This is a genomic window from Enterobacter sp. 296B2, from assembly GCF_034106185.1.
Taxonomy (GTDB): Bacteria; Pseudomonadota; Gammaproteobacteria; order Enterobacterales; family Enterobacteriaceae; genus Enterobacter; species Enterobacter cloacae_N.
The window spans coordinates 154313-174244 of the sequence record NZ_JAWNCA010000002.1 but is presented as its reverse complement, the minus strand read 5'-3'; the positions used below and the strand labels follow the sequence as shown (position 1 = coordinate 174244).

Sequence of the window (19932 nt, the reverse complement as noted above, 5' to 3'; positions counted from 1 at the left end):
AAGGAAAATTGCTGACGCATTTTTTGCCTTTTGTTATACTGTATATAAATACATGTGTGGTATGACCGATGCGCAAAATAATCCATGTTGATATGGACTGCTTTTTTGCCGCAGTGGAGATGCGTGACAACCCGGCGCTGCGGGATATTCCCATCGCCATTGGCGGCAGCCGCGTTCAGCGCGGTGTGATAAGCACCGCCAACTATCCTGCGCGCAAATTTGGCGTGCGCAGCGCCATGCCGACGGCGATGGCGCTGAAACTTTGTCCGCACCTCACCCTTTTGCCCGGTCGCTTTGACGCCTATAAAGAAGCCTCAAACCATATTCGGGAAATTTTCTCCCGCTACACCTCACTGATTGAACCGCTATCGCTGGACGAAGCCTATCTGGACGTCACCGATAGCCTGCACTGTCACGGCTCCGCTACCCTGATGGCGCAGGAGATCCGTCAGACCATTTTTAACGAGCTGAATCTCACCGCATCGGCAGGCGTCGCGCCGGTAAAATTTCTCGCCAAAATCGCCTCCGATTTAAATAAACCCAACGGCCAGTACGTCATCACCCCTGAAGAGGTCCCGGCGTTTTTAAAAACGCTGCCGCTTGGCAAAATCCCCGGCGTAGGCAAAGTCTCCGCCGCTAAGCTGGAAAGTATGGGGTTACGCACCTGCGAAGATGTGCAGCGAAGCGACCTGGCGATGCTGCTCAAGCGCTTTGGGAAGTTTGGTCGCGTACTGTGGGAGCGCAGTCAGGGCATCGATGAGCGCAGCGTAAGCAGCGAACGGTTACGTAAATCGGTCGGGGTTGAACGCACGCTGAGCGAAGACATCCATGACTGGTCGGAATGCGAAACCATTATTACGGAACAGCTCTATCCGGAGCTGGAACGACGCCTGAGCAAAGTAAAGCCTGATTTACTGATTGCCCGACAGGGCATCAAACTGAAATTTAACGACTTTCAACAGACAACGCAGGAGCACGTCTGGCCGCGCCTGAACAAGGAGGATCTTATCGCAACGGCGAAAAAGGCGTGGGAAGAACGACGAGGCGGACGAGGGGTGAGGCTGGTGGGACTGCATGTCACATTACTGGACCCGCAGTTAGAACGTCAGTTGGTTTTGGGATTGTAATAGCCCCGTGGCACGAGGTTGTTCACCCTCTCCCTTGAGGGAGAGGGCTGGGGTGAGGGGATTACTTAGCAGGAATCGCCTTCAGCAGTTCTGTCAGCAGCGTCCAGTAATGGCCGACGCTTTCGATATGAACCTGCTCATCAGGAGAGTGCGGACCGGTGATGGTCGGCCCGATGGAAACCATGTCCATATCCGGGTACGGTTTCTTGAACAAACCACACTCCAGACCCGCGTGGATCACCTGGATGTTCGGGGTGCTGTTGAACAGACGCTGATAGGTTTCACGCACCAGCGCCATTACCGGAGAACTTGCATCCGGCTGCCAGCCCGGGTAGCTGCCTTTTGCAGACGTTTTCGCGCCCGCCAGCGTACCCAGAGATTCCAGCATGCTCACCACGTACTCTTTACCGCTGTCGATCAGGGAGCGGATCAGGCAGATGATTTCCGCGCTGTCGTCGCTCATGGTCACCACGCCCACGTTAAGGGAGGTTTCCACCACGCCTTTCGCCACGTCAGAGTTGCGAATAACGCCGTTTGGCGTCGCATTCAGCAACTGAACGAAAGTGTCACGAGACTGCGCGGTCAGCGCGGCTTTATCCGTAGAAACGGATTCCAGCACCACGGTCAGGTTCTTCTCTTTCGCCGACAGTTCGTTTTTCAGGATATCCAGGTAGACGCTGGAGAGTTTTTTCAGCTCGTCCGCTTTTGCCGCTGGCACCGCCACGGTGGCAAAGGCTTCGCGTGGGATTGCGTTGCGCAGGGTACCGCCGTTGAAGTCCACCAGACGAAGATCCAGCTCGGCCGCGTGGCCCGCCAGGAAGCGCGCCAGCAGCTTGTTGGCATTACCCAATCCCAGGTGAATATCACCGCCCGAGTGACCGCCTTTCAGCCCTTTCAGCGTCAGCTTGAAGGTCTGGAAGCCTGCAGGAATCGCTTCGCGAGACAGCGGCAGAGTAGAGATGAAATCAATCCCTCCCGCGCAGCCCATGTAGATCTCACCTTCTTCTTCGGAGTCGGTGTTGATCAGGATGTCGGCCTGCAGCCAGTTCGCCTGCAGACCGAACGCGCCGTCCATGCCCGCTTCTTCTGTCATGGTCAGCAGCACTTCCAGCGGACCATGCTCAACGCGGTCGTCGGCCAGCACCGCCAGCGCAGAGGCCATACCGATACCGTTATCCGCGCCCAGCGTGGTGCCACGCGCTTTCACCCAGTCGCCGTCGATGTACGGCTGGATTGGGTCTTTAGTGAAGTCGTGAACGGTGTCGTTGTTTTTCTGCGGCACCATGTCCAGGTGCGCCTGCAGCACAACCGGTTTACGGTTTTCCATGCCTGCGGTGGCAGGTTTGCGGATCAGAATGTTGCCAACCTGGTCGCGCTCAGCGTGCAGGCCTTTTTCCTTCGCCCAACCCATAATATGTTCGGCAAGCTGTTCTTCATGGTAGGAAGGGTGTGGAATGGAGCAAATTTTGGCAAAAATATCCCACAGCGGCTGCGGAGATAATTGAGACAGTTCAGACACGATAAGTCTCCTTGTCGAGGCGCTGCAAACAGGGTTGCAGGCCATAGGGTTAGCAGGTTAATAGTTACCACAAGACAGGCTTGCGAGATGCAACTGAGAATACCACTTTCTCTGCTGGCGGGTAGCATAAAGCATGTAAAAACTCAGGCTGAGGGCGCTAAACACTGGTTTTTAGTGCGTCAGATCTCTATAATCTCGCGCAACCTATTTCCCCCTCGAACACTTTTTAAGCCGTATAAAAACAGGCTGGGACACTTCACATGAGCGAAAAATACGTCGTCACCTGGGACATGTTGCAGATTCACGCACGCAAACTGGCTGCGCGTCTGATGCCTTCCGAACAGTGGAAAGGCATTATTGCCGTCAGCCGTGGCGGTCTGGTACCGGGGGCGCTGCTGGCACGTGAGCTGGGTATTCGTCATGTCGATACCGTCTGCATCTCCAGCTATGACCATGATAACCAGCGTGAGCTGAAAGTGCTGAAACGCGCTGAAGGCGACGGTGAAGGCTTCATCGTTATCGACGATCTGGTGGATACCGGCGGTACCGCGGTGGCTATCCGCGAAATGTATCCAAAAGCGCACTTCGTGACGATCTTTGCTAAGCCAGCGGGTCGCCCACTGGTTGACGATTACGTGATTGATATCCCGCAGGATACCTGGATTGAACAGCCGTGGGATATGGGCGTGGTCTTCGTTCCGCCTATTTCAGGCCGTTAATTTCAGTACGTAACTTTACACGCCCGGCTATGCCGGGCGTTGTTCTTTTTATCCCGCCACGCGTTACAATGGGCACTATATGACGTATCCATGGAGGCAACGCAATGACGCAGGCGAATCTCACCGAGACTCTTTTCAAACCCCGTTTCAAACATCCTGAAACGTCGACGCTGGTCCGTCGGTTTAATCCGGGTACCATGCCTGCCGTCCAGTCTGCGTTAGACGGTAAAAACGTGCCCCACTGGTACCGCATGATTAACCGCCTGATGTGGATCTGGCGCGGTATCGATCCGCGTGAAATCCTTGACGTGCAGGCGCGTATCGTCATGAGCGAATCTGAACGGACCGACAGCGAGCTGTACGATACGGTGGTGGGCTATCGCGGCGGCAACTGGATCTACGAATGGTCGAAACAGGCGATGCTCTGGCAGCAAAAAGCCAGCCAGGAAGAGGATGCCACGCGCAGCGGCAAGCACTGGCTGCATGCGGCCAATCTCTACGCCATTGCCGCGTATCCACATCTGAAAGGTGATGAGCTGGCCGAGCAGGCCCAGGCGCTGGCGAACCGTGCTTATGAAGAGGCGGCGCAGCGCTTACCGGGCCAGATGCGCGAGCTTGAGTTCAGCATTCCTGGTGGCGCTCCCGTCACTGGGTTCCTGCATATGCCGGAAGGCGACGGCCCGTTCCCGACCGTACTGATGTGCGGCGGGCTGGATTCCCTGCAAATCGATTATTACAGCCTGTTTGAGCGCTACTTTGCACCAAAAGGGATTGCAATGCTGACGCTCGACATGCCTTCTATTGGCTTCTCGTCGAAGTGGAAATTGACTCAGGATTCGAGCCTGCTGCACCAGCATGCGCTTAAAGCCCTGGAAAATATTCCCTGGGTTGACCATACCCGCGTGGCGGCTTTTGGCTTCCGTTTTGGGGCGAACGTTGCGGTGCGTCTGGCCTATCTTGAATCTTCGCGCCTGAAGGCTGTGGCCTGTCTGGGCCCGGTGGTTCACGCACTGCTCAGCGATCCTGCCCGTCAGGGGAGCGTGCCGGAGATGTACCTTGACGTGCTGGCCAGTCGCCTTGGCATGCATGATGCATCAGACGAAGCGCTGCGTGTCGAACTCAATCGTTACTCGTTAAAAACGCAGGGGTTGCTGGGCCGCCGCTGCCCGACGCCGATGCTTTCCGGTTTCTGGAAAAACGATCCGTTCAGCCCTGAGGAAGAGTCACGCTTAATCACTTCGTCATCTGCGGATGGCAAATTGCTTGAGGTGCCGTTCAGCCCGGTGTATCAGAATTTTGACAAAGCCTTGAAAGAGATCACGCGCTGGATCGCCCAGAGAGTGTGTTAATAGATTGCTAAATTTCGCTGGTTTGGTAAAACAGTGGCTTCACAAAAGGAGATCGCAATGACGTTACCGAGTGGACACCCGAAAAGTAGGCTGATTAAGAAATTTATGGCTCTCGGCCCGTATATTCGAGAAGAGCAGTGTGAAGAGAATCGCTTTTTTTTCGACTGCCTGGCTGTTTGCGTCAACGTGAAGCCTGCACCCGAAAAACGTGAATTCTGGGGCTGGTGGATGGAAATGGAAGCAGAGGAGAAACGTTTTACGTATAGCTACCAGTTTGGCCTGTTTAATAAAGATGGCAACTGGCAAGCGACCACCATTAAAGATCAGGAAGTGATCGATCGACTGGAATATACCCTGAAAGAGTTCCACGACAAAGCGAGCGCACTGCTGGCCACCCTGGACCTTAAGTTCGAGCCAGCGGATGACTTTTCCAGCGAAGCGGTGAAGCTGACCGCGTAATGCTTTTCTCCCTCTCCCTGTGAAAGAGGGCCGGGGTGAGGGCATCAGACCGCATTTATCTCGGGCAAAAAAATCCCGGCTTATATGCCGGGATTTTCTTATTTGGATAATCTTAGAACTGGTACGTCACGCCCAGCGCAACGATATCATCGCTGCTTACGCCCAGTTTATTATCGTCGTCAATCTGGTTGATTTTATAATCAACAAACGCGGACATATTCTTGTTGAAGTAATAGGTCGCGCCAACATCAATGTATTTCACCAGATCTTCATCACCAATACCTTCGATATCTTTGCCTTTAGACTGGACATAACCCAGCGACGGGCGCAGACCAAAATCGAACTGATATTGCGCAACAACTTCAAAGTGTTGTGCTTTATTTGCAAAGCCGCCTGAAATTGGCGTCATATTGCGGGTTTCAGAATACATCGCTGCCAGATAAATATCGTTCGCGTCGTATTTCAGACCGGTAGCCCAGGCCTCTGCTTTCTGCCCCTGGCCACGCGCCAGCAGGTTCTGCGCGTTGGTGCGGTCAGAGTTGGTGTACGCGCCGCTGACCGCGAAATCGCTGCCGCCGAAGTCATAGGTCAGAGACGTACCAAAACCGTCACCGTTCTGTTTCTTGGCGTCACGGTTTTCGTTTTTACCCTGGTACTGAAGCGTCATGTCCAGGCCGTCAATCGCACCGAAGAAATCCGTGTTACGGTAGGTGGCAAGACCGGACGCACGCTTGGTCATAAAGTTGTCGGTCTGCGCGGAAGAGTCGCCGCCGAACTCCGGGAACATATCGGTCCACGCTTCGACGTCGTACAGGGCACCCAGGTTACGACCGTAGTCCAGAGAGCCAAAGTCTTTCACTTTCAGACCAGCAAACGCCAGGCGTGTTTTCTGCGAGGAGTCGCTTTCCGCTTTATTACCGGCAAATTCTGCTTCCCAGCGGCCATAGCCCGTCAGTTGATCGTTAATCTGGGTTTCGCCTTTAAAACCGAAACGAACGTACGTCTGGTCACCATCTTTGGTGTCATCATCACTGATATAGTGCATAGCTTTCACTTTGCCGTACACGTCCAGTTTATTACCGTTTTTATTATAAACTTCTGCTGCGTGAACAGATGCGGAAGCCACCACGCCCATAACCACTAATGCCAGAGTGCTCTTTTTCATTTTCGATCCTGTCTTATAAACGCGCTTAAAAAATTCGCTGGACGATAAGCTCATGCTTAAGTCCCGTGAAAAAACAGGAAGGGTTTTATCGTTCTGGAATGAAACTTTTATGACAAACTAAGAATAATTTTAAAAAACTGTGATTTATTATTACGGTAATAAATTTGTCAAATTCTGCCGCTACGCTTCCTGATCCCGCGCAACAAAGTGCCTGGTGATGCACTAAGGCAGTTGGCAACCGGGCTGACTCCTGTTAAAACGTTCGTTCGACATTACTTTCCCTTATCGTTGAACGGCAGAGAATCATGAGTGACAGCCAGACGCTGGTGGTAAAACTCGGTACCAGTGTGTTAACAGGCGGATCGCGCCGCCTAAATCGCGCCCACATTGTTGAGCTTGTACGTCAGTGCGCTCAACTGCATGCCGCAGGGCACCGTATTGTGATTGTGACCTCCGGGGCGATTGCCGCCGGGCGTGAACACCTGGGTTACCCCGAACTCCCCGCGACGATCGCCTCTAAACAGTTGCTGGCCGCCGTGGGACAAAGCCGACTCATTCAACTCTGGGAACAGCTGTTCTCTATCTACGGTATTCACGTCGGGCAGATGCTGCTGACGCGTGCGGATATGGAAGACCGGGAGCGTTTCCTTAACGCACGCGATACGCTGCGCGCGCTGCTGGACAACAACATTGTTCCCGTTATCAACGAAAATGATGCCGTTGCCACCGCTGAAATTAAAGTGGGCGATAACGATAACCTCTCTGCGCTGGCCGCCATTCTGGCCGGTGCCGATAAATTGCTGCTGCTGACCGATCAGCAGGGGCTATTTACCGCCGACCCGCGTTCCAACCCGGATGCCGAACTGATCGCCGACGTTCACGGCATCGACGATGCCCTGCGCGCCATCGCCGGTGACAGCGTTTCAGGCTTGGGTACGGGAGGCATGGGCACTAAGCTGCAGGCCGCTGACGTGGCCTGTCGTGCCGGTATCGACACTATTATTGCTGCGGGCAGCCGCCCAGGCGTGATTGGCGATGTGATGGAAGGCATTTCCGTCGGCACCCGCTTCCATGCCCAGGAATCCCCGCTGGAAAACCGCAAGCGCTGGATATTTGGTGCGCCTCCCGCTGGCGAACTCGTCGTCGATGAAGGGGCAACCGCTGCGATTCTGGAACGAGGGAGTTCATTGCTTCCTAAAGGAATTAAAAGCGTGACAGGCAACTTCTCCCGTGGTGAAGTGATCCGCATCCGTAACCTTGAAGGTCGCGACATCGCCCACGGCGTAAGCCGCTATAACAGCGATGCTCTGCGCCGCATTGCGGGCCACCACTCGCAGCAGATCGACGCCATTCTGGGCTATGAATATGGCCCGGTTGCAGTGCATCGCGATGACATGATTATTCGTTAAGGAGCCAGAACATGCTGGAACAAATGGGCGCCGCCGCGAAGGCCGCCTCTTACAAACTGGCGCTCCTTTCCAGCCGCGAGAAAAACCGCGTGCTGGAAAAAATCGCTGATTATCTGGAGTCACAGTCCCAGGAAATTTTGCTCGCCAACGAGCAGGATTTACTGGAAGCGCGTCGCAACGGTCTGAGCGAAGCGATGCTCGACCGCCTGGCGCTGACCCCGGCGCGCCTGAAGGGCATCGCCGACGATGTGCGTCAGGTCTGCAATCTGGCTGACCCGGTTGGGCAGGTGATTGACGGTGGGCTGCTCGACAGCGGTTTACGTCTGGAGCGCCGTCGCGTGCCGCTCGGCGTCATCGGCGTGATTTATGAAGCCCGTCCAAACGTGACGGTTGACGTCGCTTCCCTGTGCCTGAAAACCGGTAACGCCGCCATTCTGCGCGGCGGGAAAGAGACCTGGCGCACTAATGCCGCGACGGTAAAGGTCATCCAGCAGGCGCTGGAAGAGTGCGGCTTGCCGGCGGGTGCCGTGCAGGCGATAGAAAGTCCTGACCGCGCGCTGGTCAACGAGATGCTGCGCATGGACAAATACATCGACATGCTGATCCCACGCGGTGGCGCGGGCCTGCACAAGCTGTGCCGCGAGCAGTCGACCATTCCGGTGATCACCGGCGGCATCGGCGTATGCCATATCGTGGTCGACGACAGCGCTGAAATTGAACCGGCGCTGAAGATTATCGTGAACGCAAAAACCCAGCGTCCAAGCACCTGTAATACGGTGGAAACGCTGCTGGTGCACCAGGATATCGCAAACACCTTCCTGCCGGCCCTGAGCAAGCAGATGGCGGAGAGCGGCGTGACGCTGCATGCTGACGCCAACGCGCTCGCACTGCTTCAGAATGGCCCGTCTAACGTGGTTCCCGTAAAAGCGGAGCAGTACGATGACGAGTTCCTGTCACTGGATCTGAACGTGAAAATCGTGAGCGATCTCGACGACGCCATTGCGCACATCCGTGAACACGGCACCCAGCACTCGGACGCCATTCTGACGCGCACGCTGCGCAATGCCGATCGCTTCGTGAACGAAGTGGACTCATCCGCTGTGTATGTGAATGCCTCCACCCGCTTCACCGACGGTGGACAGTTTGGGTTGGGCGCAGAAGTGGCGGTCAGCACGCAGAAACTGCACGCGCGCGGTCCGATGGGCCTCGAAGCACTTACCACTTACAAGTGGATCGGCTTCGGTGACGATACGATTCGTGCGTAAATAATCACGGGTGATGCAAAAATAGCCGTTTGATTCAAAAGGGCATTGACGCATCACCCGGATAGATCTAACCTTTTGCCCCGTGGTTACACTCGTAACCGGCCTCTCAGGGCCGATATAGCTCAGTTGGTAGAGCAGCGCATTCGTAATGCGAAGGTCGTAGGTTCGACTCCTATTATCGGCACCAGTTCTCTCAAAAAGTTAGGCATCATTAGCTCCCTTCTTATCTGCACGATGGGGCAGATTTGGGAAAGAAGCTCCCAAATTCGCATCAATTCTAAGCGCATGCTTGAGCATTCAACTGTTGCGTCTTCTCCTGCTCAGGTTGAAGCAGAGACGGATTTACTGAACGTTATCTTCAAAGATTCGGATCCAAATTAGCAGGAAGCAAACATTCTCGATTACCTGAAAATAAACGCGCATCGGTTAAATCATTGGCATCTACTCATTCCTGGCCTTGATTAGTTAAGCGAACATGTCAGCGCGATGCTCAAAGGCAGCCAGCGGCAGACACATTCAGAAGAGAAGCAGGCCGCCTGAGGGCGGCTTTTTTCTGCCCGGAGGGGAAACATCACGATGCTATTAAGTAAATCAGCCTACGCCAGGCATATGGGCGTCAGCCGGCAAACTGTTTACGGCTGGATAGCCCGCGGTGAAATTGTAATTTCAGGCGATAAAGTGGATGTCGAAGCATCGCAGGCTAAACAAAATTTTGCTGGTGCTGGCGAACACCAGACTGAAATGACGTGGGCGCTGGCCGCCGCATGGGTATGGAAGCATGACGGCGGGAAAGAGTTGCCGGCTGATATTGATGCTGGCCAGCGTATAGAGGCCGCAGCCGCTGAGCTGGGTTTTGATGTTCAGCATGAGCCCGATGAACAATTGCTGATTCTCTTCCGGCCGGATGAAGAAACCCACAGCTTCTATGGCAAAGACCGTGCCGCGGGCGCTTTACGGTTTCTTCGTTCTGAGCTGGCCTACGTTGCCACAATGCACCCCGATACGCCGGATGACTGGAGCAAAACAAGATTAAGGGCGCTCTGCCTGCTGGACGGCGAAAAACTGTAAACCTCCGGCCAAACCTAACTCCTCTAACTTGACACTTTTTCGTGAAAAAAAGGGAAAAGTGTCAACCCAACCTAACGGATCCTGACGCCTACGAACAGCAGCTACAGCAGAAGTGTAAAGGGCTGGCGTTGAGATTTGTTGAGCCTTGGCTGTTAGCTTTTGTTAATCCTGATGCGAAGCAGGGCAGGTGTCAGCCTGTTATGGTTTGTTATGCCTCACCAGAAAAATGTCAGCCGCTGCCGCTTCAGAAAACTTCAGGTACACGAACTCGTGAAGGGGAGGTGTTAAGCACTCCCCCAATGCAACCATCCTCGAGCCTCTTTCAGACGCTGTTCTGGTTTGCCCGGACGCTGGCGTTCAGATTGAGTTGTCAAAAGTTGTCACCCACCGGTAGCGCCAAAGGGGATTTTTCGCTACACGCGATCTAAGTTACAGTTGCATCCTTCAGTAATTTGAATAGATTATAAGGTAATTAGTCTTTTGAGCTTAGCAATCAAGGCTGATGCTAATAATTCCTTTAGAACTAGAAAATTATAAAGTTGAAATGTTAAAAAACTACACACAATATGGATGGGAAGTTATATGAAAACTGGAATGGTTTTGCAAAAAACGATGGCAAGCGGATGGACTATCAAAGAAATTTTATCTCCTAATTATGACGGGCATAATCATTATTATTATCTTGGCAAAAGGGCTCCTGTTGTAAAACTCGGGGAGGAAAGGTTGGTTAAGCAATATGCTGGATATACTCTAATCGAAAAGGATTTGCGTAGTGTTCTAGTATGGCTTAATGAAATAGAAAAAATAAACCCTGAAATAGATTGGAGGATTAAAAATCCTCAGCAAATGGATCTAATAAAAGGTTTTTTTGTTGCAGCTTTGACTTTTTATGGAAAGTGTTTTACTGAAAGTAAAGGAAGAGGCATAAAATACGATAGAAATAACGTTCCTGAAGAGCATAGGGAAACGCATGATATTGTTATGAAAATGCGGCATAATTTTACAGCACATAGCGGCATAGGTTTTGAAAGCGTGAAAGTTAGTCTCGTCCTCCATCCTGATATTAAATCAGATATGAGACCTGAGTTATATACAGAATTAAGACAGCCGGATCTTCATAAAGAATTAATAAAAGAAATGGTTGTTATGGTTAAATTGCTACAAGAACAAGTGCTAAAAAAAAGAAATGAAGTTGGAGTTAAGTTTCTTGAAGAAGAAGTACATCCAAAAGGTAAGTTGTATTGGTATCAAAAAGGGATTTTTGATAAATTCAATCCGTAATGGCAATCATTTTTGTGTTTTGTTTTATAGGGGCTCTTTGTTGATTTCATTAGAATAAATGTAAAGTTAAGGAGGAGGGAATGGATAAGAGTTTGAGAAGTATTCATGAACATATGATCCGTCTAGGTTGCGGTTCGCTTATGCATGCCAATTTCTTAGGGCATTTCAATGATTACGTAAATGATACGTGGAACGAACTTGCAGTTCTTCAGGCAGCTCATTCTTGTGAAATATTCATGAAGGCCAGATTAGCGCAGGAACATCCATTATTAATTTTTGATACAATCCCAAAATCTACAAGTAGACATGTTAGTGATTCCGGTTTGCTTGACTTTGAAGCACTTCTCGAAGATGGAAGAGCAATTGATTATTCGGAATTGCCGGAAAAAGTTTGGGCAGCAACAGGAATGAAATTCACAGATTATCAGAAGACGTTATATAAAGAATTTGGATATCTTCGAAATAAAATCCAGCATTTCGCCTCTCCTAAAAAAGATTTCCAGATTAAAATATCCGAATTTATTTACGGAGTTATTGACCCTTTTATTAACTCAGAATGGGGGTTGTTTGCAATCAACTTCTGTGATGATACGGAGCCTTTTGAAAATCTCGTTCCTATACTTGCAGAAAGGAATGTTGAGTTTCTAATCCCACCAGAATTGGGAGGTGATGTCTTTAGATTGATACAAAATGGAAAACAGAGTTACATAAGAAAAATGCGCATGCAGGCTGTTGAACGAGGCTATATCCATGATTAAAAAGTAAAATCAAATTTGATTGTTTGGTTTGATTTTGTAACAAGGATCACATAAAGCTATGTGAAATGTTTAGTGATGGATAGTATTATATAAACAATGCTTATAATAGTAGCGATGCAGAAAATCATATGGAATATAACAGAGATAAGTTATTAGAGCTGATTGACTATTTCAAGTCTCGCAAGGATTTTTCTAATAATCGAATAGCTTATTTGGCTGGTAAGCACGAAATTTGTTTTGCTTTGTCAGGGTTAACTTTTCGACATGGGCCCTATGTGTTCCATGAAATTGGTGAATTGCGTGAAGTTTTGCATCCTCCTGGAGAGGTTGAATTGGCTGGCGCGCTTCAGAATAAATCCTTATTAAGTCCTATTGCGCGCCATATGTCCGCAGTTACGCATGAGCTAGCTTTGCAATGCACTGAGCCGAAGCTTCAGCAAAATGAACTTAACATCGGCTGGTGGATCTTATCTGCGCTCAGATGTCGTACGCTCATCGATCTACTTGTTCCTGCTGTAGCAAATGTTTCTTGGGATGTTTTCCCTGCAATGCAACCCAATTCCTGCGAAGTACAACTTCTTGAAGACGTACCTGCAGCCCGTAGGATAAGTCCTGTCAAAGAACTATCGCTTGAATCACTCGATTGGGTTCAACAATATTTAGAAAACTGGATATCTTTGCTTGAATCTCCTGCATTCAGACTAGCTGTTGATTCTCTAACAACTCACAATCAACACGCCAATTTGAGAATGACTGCTGCTGCGTTATGGGCAGGATTCGAGGCTCTTTTTGGAATAAACTCCGAACTTCGTTTCCGTCTAGCGTTGATGACAGCTGCATATCTTGAAGAGCGAGGTCAAAAGCGCTTAGAGGCCTATCGCAGAGTAAAAAAACTGTATGATTATCGCTCTAAAGCTGTGCACGGTGGTGCTACAACAGATAATCACTTAATAGAGCACATAGTCGAGGTGAGGGAGCTACTATCGCGTTTAGTTTGCCGTATAACAGAACAGGGGGTTATGCCAGCTGTCGAAGATTATGAAGAAAGGCTTTTAACATAGACGTATCGTTAGTTAATGTGCCGCGAAACTGAATGAACAAGTTCAATATTCACTCCTCAAAAGTAATACGACCATTTTAGGCTTAGTGTTAACAAAAGGGGGTACTTATGGGGGTATCTTATAAAATCGAAATGAATTTTATTGTTATAAATCAATGAGTTGAAGTGCTGTGTGGTGTTCCTATTATCGACCAGTTCTCTCAAAAAGTTACGCATCATTAGTTCCCTTCTTATCTGCACGATGGGGCAGATTTGGGAAAGAAGCTCCCAAATTCGCATCAATTCTAAGCGCATGCTTGAGCATTCAACTGTTGTGTCTCCTGCTCAGATTGAAGCAGAGACGGATTTACTGAATGCTATCTTTAACGATTCGGATCCAAATTAGCAGGAAGCAAACATTCGCCAGACTGAATGCGGTAACGGAAAAAGCAATGATAGAAGTTTTTTCATGTCAGGCGTAGCGCAGCGTTCACAACGCTAAGCGCTTCCTGCTTAAGGCGGTATAGCCCCAAAAGGCTATACCACTCGTTCCCTCCTATCGTGCAATTAACGCAAATACGCCCCAGCCAACATATTCCCTTGTGTAAGCCACGTGGCGCTTGGGCGCTACCGTCAGCTCCGCGCGCACCTCCTGTGCAAAATCATCGTCGGGGTTTTGATCCAGCCAGCGGCGCATTGTCATCCATTTCGCGGCTTCGTATCTGTCCCAGCCCTCCTGGTCTGCCAGCACCATTTCGACCAGGTCATAACCCTGCTGATCGAAAGACGCGACGAGATCGGGCAGGGTGAGAAAGTCTGCGGTGGACGAGACGCCGCATGCCCGAGCCGTCTCCTCCGTTGCGGGAACCTGTCGCCAGTAAGGTTCGCCGATGAGCATGGTTCCCCCAGGCTTAAGGCTTTGTGCCAGCAGGTCCATCGTCCCGGCAACGCCGCCCGCAATCCACGTGGCGCCAACGCAGGCCGCCACGTCGCATTGTTCATCAGCCACGTAGCCTGCCGCGTCGTTATGCACAAAATGGACGCGTTCGCTGACGCCGAGCGCCTCTGCGCGCCGCGTTGCCTGCGCGGTAAAGAGCGGGCTCATGTCGATGCCGATACCAGTAATCCCGTAATCACGTGCCCAGGTGCACAGCATCTCTCCTGAGCCGCTGCCGAGATCGAGAATGCGTGCGCCTGGCTTCATGCGTAACACGCGCCCCAGCGTGGCGTACTTTTCTGGTGTGAAGGGGTTATGAATGCGATGTTCGCTTTCGCTAATGGTAAAAATACGTGGGATATCCATCATCCTCTCCTTAACGATTATCAGGCTGGGCACGGACGTTATTCAGCCCGGTGGTATTGATGCGGTAGGGCTGACCGTTAACGGATTTGATCAGCTTTTTGGTTTTGAGTTTTTTGAAGACGGCGAGCGTGCAGTCGCTGAGCAGCAAACCTTCGCGGCTGTAGCATTCAACGGCGGTGACGCGGCCGGACGTATCGCGGACGTGCACAATACGGCCACCTTTGGCGAGAACGTGTAAGGTACGCTGTTCCTGACGGGATAAATTCATACTGGAAAACCTGTTTCATCATCATGTGCAAAACGTGCAAACACACAGCGGTGTCCGCATTCGATTTCGGCGCAGTGATAATCAGTCCGGCCTGAAAAGGTCGGGGAAACTGATTATCGGATGATGACATTCTCCAGCATCAAAGCCTCGGGTTGAGTAGAAAGATATTTACGGGGTGAATGGTAACACCGGGTTATTGTATGTGAATACCCAGAGCTGAAAAGTGTGATCCCGGTAGGATCACACGGTACCGTTTTTTATTTTTCTGTCGATTTCAGCCTGCGGCTTTCCGAAAAGATAGCCCTGCACGAGATCGCAGCCCAGCGCCTTAAGGCGTTCAAGCTGCGCTTCGGTTTCCACACCTTCTGCAATAACCCGCATATTCAGGCTCTTTGCCATGCTGGTAATCAGTTTAACGATATTAAGGGCATCATCCTGCGTGGATATCGGGTTCACAAAGGATTTATCTATCTTAATTTTATCAAAATTCAGTTCACTCAGTCGCGAGAGCGATGAATATCCCGTTCCGAAATCATCGATGGAAATTTTGACGCCCAGTGCTCGGAGTTTTTTGAGAATAGTGATCGGCATGTTGCTGTCACTGAAGAGCGAAGACTCTGTTACCTCTAACTCAAGTCGGCTGGCCGGCAGGCCTGTCTCTTTCAGGATGGACTGAACCATCGTCGTAAACGATTTTGTGCCTAACTGAACGGGTGAGACGTTCACCGAGATTCTGGCCGGCACCGCCCAGGACACCGCTTCCCGGCAGGCAAGTTCAAGCACATTTTTGCCGATCTCGTTGATCATGCCGGTTTTTTCAGCAACAGAAATAAAGTAATCAGGTGACAATATCCCCTTCACCGGGTGTATCCAGCGAATAAGCGCTTCATAGCCGTAAATTTCATTGCTGAATGAATCGACAATAGGCTGGTAATAAACAACGAATTCATGGTTATCGATCGCGAGAGCCATATCATGCTCAAGGGTTCTGCTTTCCTGCAGCTTCTGCAGCATCCACTGGCGGAAGACTTTTATCTGCTGTGAGCCCTCTTTTTTGGCTTCGTAGAGGGCAAGATCGGCGAATTTATAGAGATAATCCGAGCGCCGTTCATTATCAGATAAAACGATACCCACACAGGTGGCAATTTTTATCAGCTGGTTATTAATCGTATAGGGCTGACTGATACGATCGCTGATCTCTTTAGCGCGCGAAACCGCAGCGCTTTCGGTCAGGCCGCTCGAGAGAAGTGCAAATTCGTCACCGCCCAGGCGGTAAAACGTATCTGTCGCGTTGCTCATTGAGGTAAGCCGTCGGGATACCTGATTCAGCAGTAAATCGCCCGCATCATGGCCATAGGTATCGTTGACCTCTTTAAATCGGTCTAAATCAAATAACATCACCGTAACAGGGGTATGGTTTTTATCTGCCTGAAGGTTAATTTTATTGAGGTCGTCCCAGAAGAAAAGACGGTTTTTCATGCCGGTGAGGGAGTCATGATACACATCGTATTCCAGCTTCGAATTCTGGATTTGCAGCGTTTCTTTTGACAGCTGAAGTTCGTCAGCGAGGGTTTTAACCTGCATATGGGCTTTAAGAATATTTTTATTCTGGTAGATCATTAAGAATCCAAGAATAAAGCTTAATATCACCAGCAGTAACGAAAGTGCTGAGTAAATATAATAAAGAATCTGTATTTTATGGTTGGATTCATTAATCGTGTTAATATCTTTTGTTAACGCACTTGAAGACAGTTGACTTAGCGGCGCGTCGAGCAGGTGCATATTTGCCAGGTACTTTTTTAACTCTGCATGGCTCATTTTTTCCAGATTACTGTCCAGATACGCCAGTATTTCTTCCAGGCGTGCAGCAAGCTCTTGATGCGTTTTATCGCTCCCAATATAGCGGCCTAAATCTCCCCCCTTCAGCAATTCGCCCTGGCTGAGCATAATTTCGAGACGCATGCGGGCCTGGTCTATCGTAACGTCATCGGTATCGGTTGCGTATAGACCAAGCCATGATTCAAATCGGTAATACTCGGATACCAGTTGAGCCACGGACCAGGACTCGGTGTAATGAGTTAATTTTTGCAGCTCTTGCTGACGATCGTAAACAAGAAAGGCAATATATCCCGTCGTGATAAAAAGAGAAAAAATGATACCAACCAGTATCCTGTTCATTATGTTCTCCTGAACTGCTATTCAATCTTCATTTTGCTAACCTGCCATGCTGAACGCGAGTAATAAATCTGATTATTCAACTCAGGAAGACTGTCATAAGGGTATACAATGAATGAGGGTCCTTTATCGCGGATGCGCATATATTCGCCATTAATCTTTAAGGCAAGAATGGCATTATATTTTTTAAAATCACTAAGAGGTATAGCGGTAGCGTAATCATTGAGCGCAATCACATTTACGTTAGTCCCTTTTGCCCCAACATAATCCATGAGCTTGCTCATTGGAATACCCTCAAACTTCGTGCGGCCCGTATACCAGGGAGAGGTCGTCTCGAAGCTCACCATACCCAGTTTTTCAAGGCTGGCGAGATCAAACACTGCTTTTCCAGCTTCGTTCGTATTTTCTATATTACCGTAAATCGTCAAAATGGGTTTTCCCGCGGGTTTCGGCAACTCACCCGCCCAGGCTAAACTCTGAACCAGACAGCATACCAGCATTAGGGTTAATCGCATTATGGCCTCCACTTTTGAACAGAAGTATATGAATTATAATTTAGTAATCCTACTAGTTTATATATTTTGTTGAGCCACCCTTATCTTTGCAGTGGTTATCTTTTAAATTACTTAAAAATCATATGGTTAGCGTGATTTTGCAATGGTGAGAGTAAGGAGCCTTAAACGCGTCATTTTTTTTAGATCCGCTGGCTTTACTTGAATAAACTCTCTGGCGTTTAAAAAACGATCGTTTTTATTGACTCTCGTTTTTCTCTCCGCAGATTCATCTGTGATACAAACCCTTTAAACGTACTTAACGCCTGAAAGAGGTGTCGTTATCCGCCCGGGCAGGCGCCGGAATGCTACCCGCTCATGCTCTATGCTACCCTGCTAAATCGTGCCCCTGCATGTCTGACGACGGGGCGACAGGCGACAGTCTTTTTTTAGAAGTTTGTTGGGTGCGCGAACAGTAATCTTTATTTGTCACGCCTGAAATTATGACCTGACTTTGTACCGATGGCGAAAGAGTAAAAATGTCGTAGAGCTGCTTCCATTTTTCCAGGAAAAATCTTAGACCTTCGTCTGTGGATATTATCCATTTCTTTAATATATCAGTCGCGTTTATTCTGGCAGGGGAGCCCAGGAATGTTCGGCATAATATCGGGAGTGTCGATAATATTTTCGTGGTATTTCAAGGTGTACCCAGAGCGAAAACAATATGCCTCGCTCCGGTTGCTAAATGATGCGCCACCCGATTTCCATCCGGGTAGCGAACAGGGGAATTAAACAAACGGACGCGGTTGGGCGATGGGAATGTTAGCGCTCTTGAGGCGGCTGACTCGCCGATTTGCCGCTTTTCGCCATGCTGGCAAAAACGCTGTCCCGGTAGATCCAGGCATGAACTAATGCGGCTGAAATATGTAAGAGCACCACGGCAAAAAGGAGTTTCGCCAGAAGGCTATGGGCATCGTGGCACCATGCGAAAAGCGTTGGGCTTGTTGGCACAATCGGTGGGAGGTTAAAACCCTCAAACATAACGACGGGCAAGCCTGCTGCCGACAGCTGCGCCCAGCCCAAAAATGGCATTGCCAGCATGAGCGCATACAGCAGCCAGTGCGACGCCTTTGCCGCAAATACCTGCCAGAAGGGCAAATCTGCAGGGAGCTGGGGGGGCTGGCTACGCAGGCGGTTCATCAGACGGAGCAGCGCCAGCAGTAGTATGGCAATCCCCAGAGGGCGATGCAGGTCGATTAGCGCTATCCGATGATGGAGCGTCGTCATCATTGCCGTACCAATGAACAGCATTGCCAGAATCATCGCCGCCATGAGCCAGTGCAGCCCTCGAGCCAGCGCGTTGAAATGCTGGGGCGTTTTTTCTTGTCCTTCACGGTTCTGGTTCATTTAACCTCCTGCATTTGAACGGCCTCGGTTGCCTTGCCGTAGCCAATTTCCCGCTCGCGGCGGCTGAAAGAGTGTGAATACGCGGCAGAACGCGCGTTCAGGACAGGATCGGCAGACACTTCCACACCCGCTGGAACCGTCGATGGGTCGAAGTTAACGTCGCGGCAGGGACCCTCTGCCTGGGCTTCCACCTGCGTCACCTCCAGCGTTCCGGCCACAATTTGCTTGCGATCGTTCGGCCACGGCTGGGAAGGGTCATCCACCGGGTCACCCGGCTGCGCGAGTTGAAGAACGAAATCCCAGTAGAGTGGTTTCTGAGCAAGTCTCTGGCTGACGCCCTCGAACATGGCGTTGCGATCGGCTGTCTGACGCTGCGCCTCGCTCAACGATATAAAAGGATCGTGCGGGCGCATCATCCAGCGCACCGCCTGGCGATTACCGTGGGCGTCAACAAGGTAGAAGGCGTTAATGCTGTAGAACGTTGCGCCAGCAAAATTGCCGGGTGCGGGTTTGTGTGCCGCCCATTTAAGGTATTTCTCTGCTTCCGGATAGGCTTTTAAGAATGCAGCGAGGCGCTGCGGATCCGGTTTGCCGGTTGCTGCATCTGGCGCGGTTGCTTTGCGAAGAGCCAGAAAGCCTTCTGGATCCCGGGTGGCAAAGTAGGGCTCGTTGTTCATTGCCATACGCCACTGCTGTTTGTCGTCTGTGCTGAACATCAGTGCCATGCTCAGGGTTTTCGTTGAGTTATCCGCCGCGTAGGGGTTGCCAGTGCCAATAGAGAACCGGCCGACAACGCGCGTTTCCGTTTGTGAAAAGAGACGCGCAGTAGACAGTGACCTCGCAGCTCCTTCAGGAACGAAGTTTCCGGTAAAGCACATCCCTTTGCCGTGCGCACGGCGAAATCCAGGAGGAAACGGCGTTGGCGTTTCCGGGACTAATGCCTGGCTGATGGTGCGTGAACCAAGCCAGCCCGCCGTCCACGCAAATGCGGAAGCCATCGCCCCCGCGATCGCGGCAATTAAGGCCAGCGCTCCCCAGGTTTTTTTGGATCGTAAATCCACTTTAGACATAGACGTTTTTCCATTGTGAAGAATAATGCCTGCCATGCTCACAACCTTCTGCGCTGCATG

18 protein-coding genes and 1 tRNA gene are annotated in these 19932 nt (G+C 50.5%); 11 read left to right on the top strand and 8 right to left on the bottom strand.

Annotation, left to right across the window (positions count from 1 at the left end; all coding sequences use genetic code 11):
- Positions 1–68 precede the first annotated feature (68 nt).
- Positions 69–1127 (top strand): DNA polymerase IV, encoded by a 1059-nt coding sequence (gene dinB, locus URZ40_RS02420; RefSeq protein WP_116341719.1) that lies wholly within the window; start codon positions 69–71, stop codon positions 1125–1127.
- 61 nt (positions 1128–1188) lie between these two features.
- On the opposite strand, the gene pepD is transcribed toward dinB, so the two are convergent.
- Positions 1189–2646: a cytosol nonspecific dipeptidase gene (gene pepD, locus URZ40_RS02415; protein WP_116341717.1), complete on the bottom strand. Its 1458-nt coding sequence runs from the start codon at positions 2644–2646 to the stop codon at positions 1189–1191.
- Positions 2647–2906: 260 nt separating this feature from the next.
- Here pepD and gpt point away from each other — a divergent pair, with 260 nt between their 5' ends.
- The 3 genes from gpt (at position 2907) to crl (ending at position 5173) form a co-directional block, all read left to right on the top strand.
- Positions 2907–3365, top strand: a complete 459-nt coding sequence (gene gpt, locus URZ40_RS02410) for a xanthine phosphoribosyltransferase (RefSeq protein ID WP_003863205.1) — start codon at positions 2907–2909, stop codon at positions 3363–3365.
- A gap of 104 nt (positions 3366–3469) precedes the next feature.
- Entirely contained in the window at positions 3470–4714 is a 1245-nt protein-coding gene (frsA, locus tag URZ40_RS02405) for an esterase FrsA (RefSeq protein WP_153657154.1), read from the top strand.
- A 57-nt stretch (positions 4715–4771) separates the two neighbouring features.
- Positions 4772–5173, top strand: a complete 402-nt coding sequence (gene crl, locus URZ40_RS02400; protein ID WP_008500249.1) for a sigma factor-binding protein Crl — start codon at positions 4772–4774, stop codon at positions 5171–5173.
- A 112-nt stretch (positions 5174–5285) separates the two neighbouring features.
- On the opposite strand, the gene phoE is transcribed toward crl, so the two are convergent.
- A complete protein-coding gene (gene phoE, locus URZ40_RS02395; RefSeq protein ID WP_116341713.1) occupies positions 5286–6338 on the bottom strand; it encodes a phosphoporin PhoE in 1053 nt (350 codons plus the stop codon).
- Positions 6339–6643: 305 nt separating this feature from the next.
- Here phoE and proB point away from each other — a divergent pair, with 305 nt between their 5' ends.
- The 7 genes from proB to URZ40_RS02360 all read left to right on the top strand — a co-directional run bounded on the left by proB (position 6644) and on the right by URZ40_RS02360 (position 13180).
- A complete protein-coding gene (proB, locus tag URZ40_RS02390) occupies positions 6644–7747 on the top strand; it encodes a glutamate 5-kinase (protein WP_116341711.1) in 1104 nt (367 codons plus the stop codon).
- 11 nt (positions 7748–7758) lie between these two features.
- A complete protein-coding gene (gene proA / locus URZ40_RS02385; protein WP_320719713.1) occupies positions 7759–9012 on the top strand; it encodes a glutamate-5-semialdehyde dehydrogenase in 1254 nt (417 codons plus the stop codon).
- Positions 9013–9123: 111 nt separating this feature from the next.
- Positions 9124–9199 (top strand) — tRNA-Thr (locus tag URZ40_RS02380).
- 389 nt (positions 9200–9588) lie between these two features.
- On the top strand, positions 9589–10080 hold the full coding sequence (locus URZ40_RS02375; RefSeq protein WP_320719712.1) for a DNA-binding protein: 492 nt from the start codon (positions 9589–9591) through the stop codon (positions 10078–10080).
- Positions 10081–10662: 582 nt separating this feature from the next.
- Positions 10663–11361 (top strand): hypothetical protein, encoded by a 699-nt coding sequence (locus URZ40_RS02370; RefSeq protein ID WP_320719711.1) that lies wholly within the window; start codon positions 10663–10665, stop codon positions 11359–11361.
- 80 nt (positions 11362–11441) lie between these two features.
- Entirely contained in the window at positions 11442–12119 is a 678-nt protein-coding gene (locus URZ40_RS02365) for a hypothetical protein (protein WP_320719710.1), read from the top strand.
- Between the two features lie 128 nt (positions 12120–12247).
- Positions 12248–13180, top strand: coding sequence for a HEPN domain-containing protein (locus URZ40_RS02360; RefSeq protein ID WP_320719709.1), 933 nt, complete (start codon positions 12248–12250; stop codon positions 13178–13180).
- A 534-nt stretch (positions 13181–13714) separates the two neighbouring features.
- Here URZ40_RS02360 and URZ40_RS02355 read toward each other — a convergent pair.
- From URZ40_RS02355 to URZ40_RS02330, 6 genes are all read right to left on the bottom strand, one after another.
- The gene (locus tag URZ40_RS02355; protein WP_116341705.1) at positions 13715–14461 is read right to left on the bottom strand and encodes a cyclopropane-fatty-acyl-phospholipid synthase family protein; all 747 of its coding nucleotides are present in this window, start codon (positions 14459–14461) and stop codon (positions 13715–13717) included.
- Positions 14462–14471: 10 nt separating this feature from the next.
- Complete coding sequence (locus tag URZ40_RS02350; protein WP_028012097.1) at positions 14472–14729, bottom strand: YjhX family toxin; 258 nt, start codon at positions 14727–14729, stop codon at positions 14472–14474.
- Between the two features lie 240 nt (positions 14730–14969).
- Positions 14970–16907 carry an EAL domain-containing protein gene (locus URZ40_RS02345; protein WP_320719708.1) on the bottom strand — a complete coding sequence of 646 codons (1938 nt, stop codon included), beginning with the start codon at positions 16905–16907 and terminating at the stop codon, positions 14970–14972.
- A gap of 17 nt (positions 16908–16924) precedes the next feature.
- On the bottom strand, positions 16925–17419 hold the full coding sequence (locus URZ40_RS02340; RefSeq protein ID WP_320719707.1) for a molybdopterin-dependent oxidoreductase: 495 nt from the start codon (positions 17417–17419) through the stop codon (positions 16925–16927).
- A 798-nt stretch (positions 17420–18217) separates the two neighbouring features.
- The gene (locus URZ40_RS02335) at positions 18218–18802 is read right to left on the bottom strand and encodes a cytochrome b (RefSeq protein ID WP_320719706.1); all 585 of its coding nucleotides are present in this window, start codon (positions 18800–18802) and stop codon (positions 18218–18220) included.
- Positions 18799–19872 (bottom strand): catalase family peroxidase, encoded by a 1074-nt coding sequence (locus URZ40_RS02330; protein WP_320719704.1) that lies wholly within the window; start codon positions 19870–19872, stop codon positions 18799–18801. The genes URZ40_RS02335 and URZ40_RS02330 overlap by 4 nt, the downstream gene beginning before the upstream one ends.
- Positions 19873–19932: the final 60 nt, after the last annotated feature.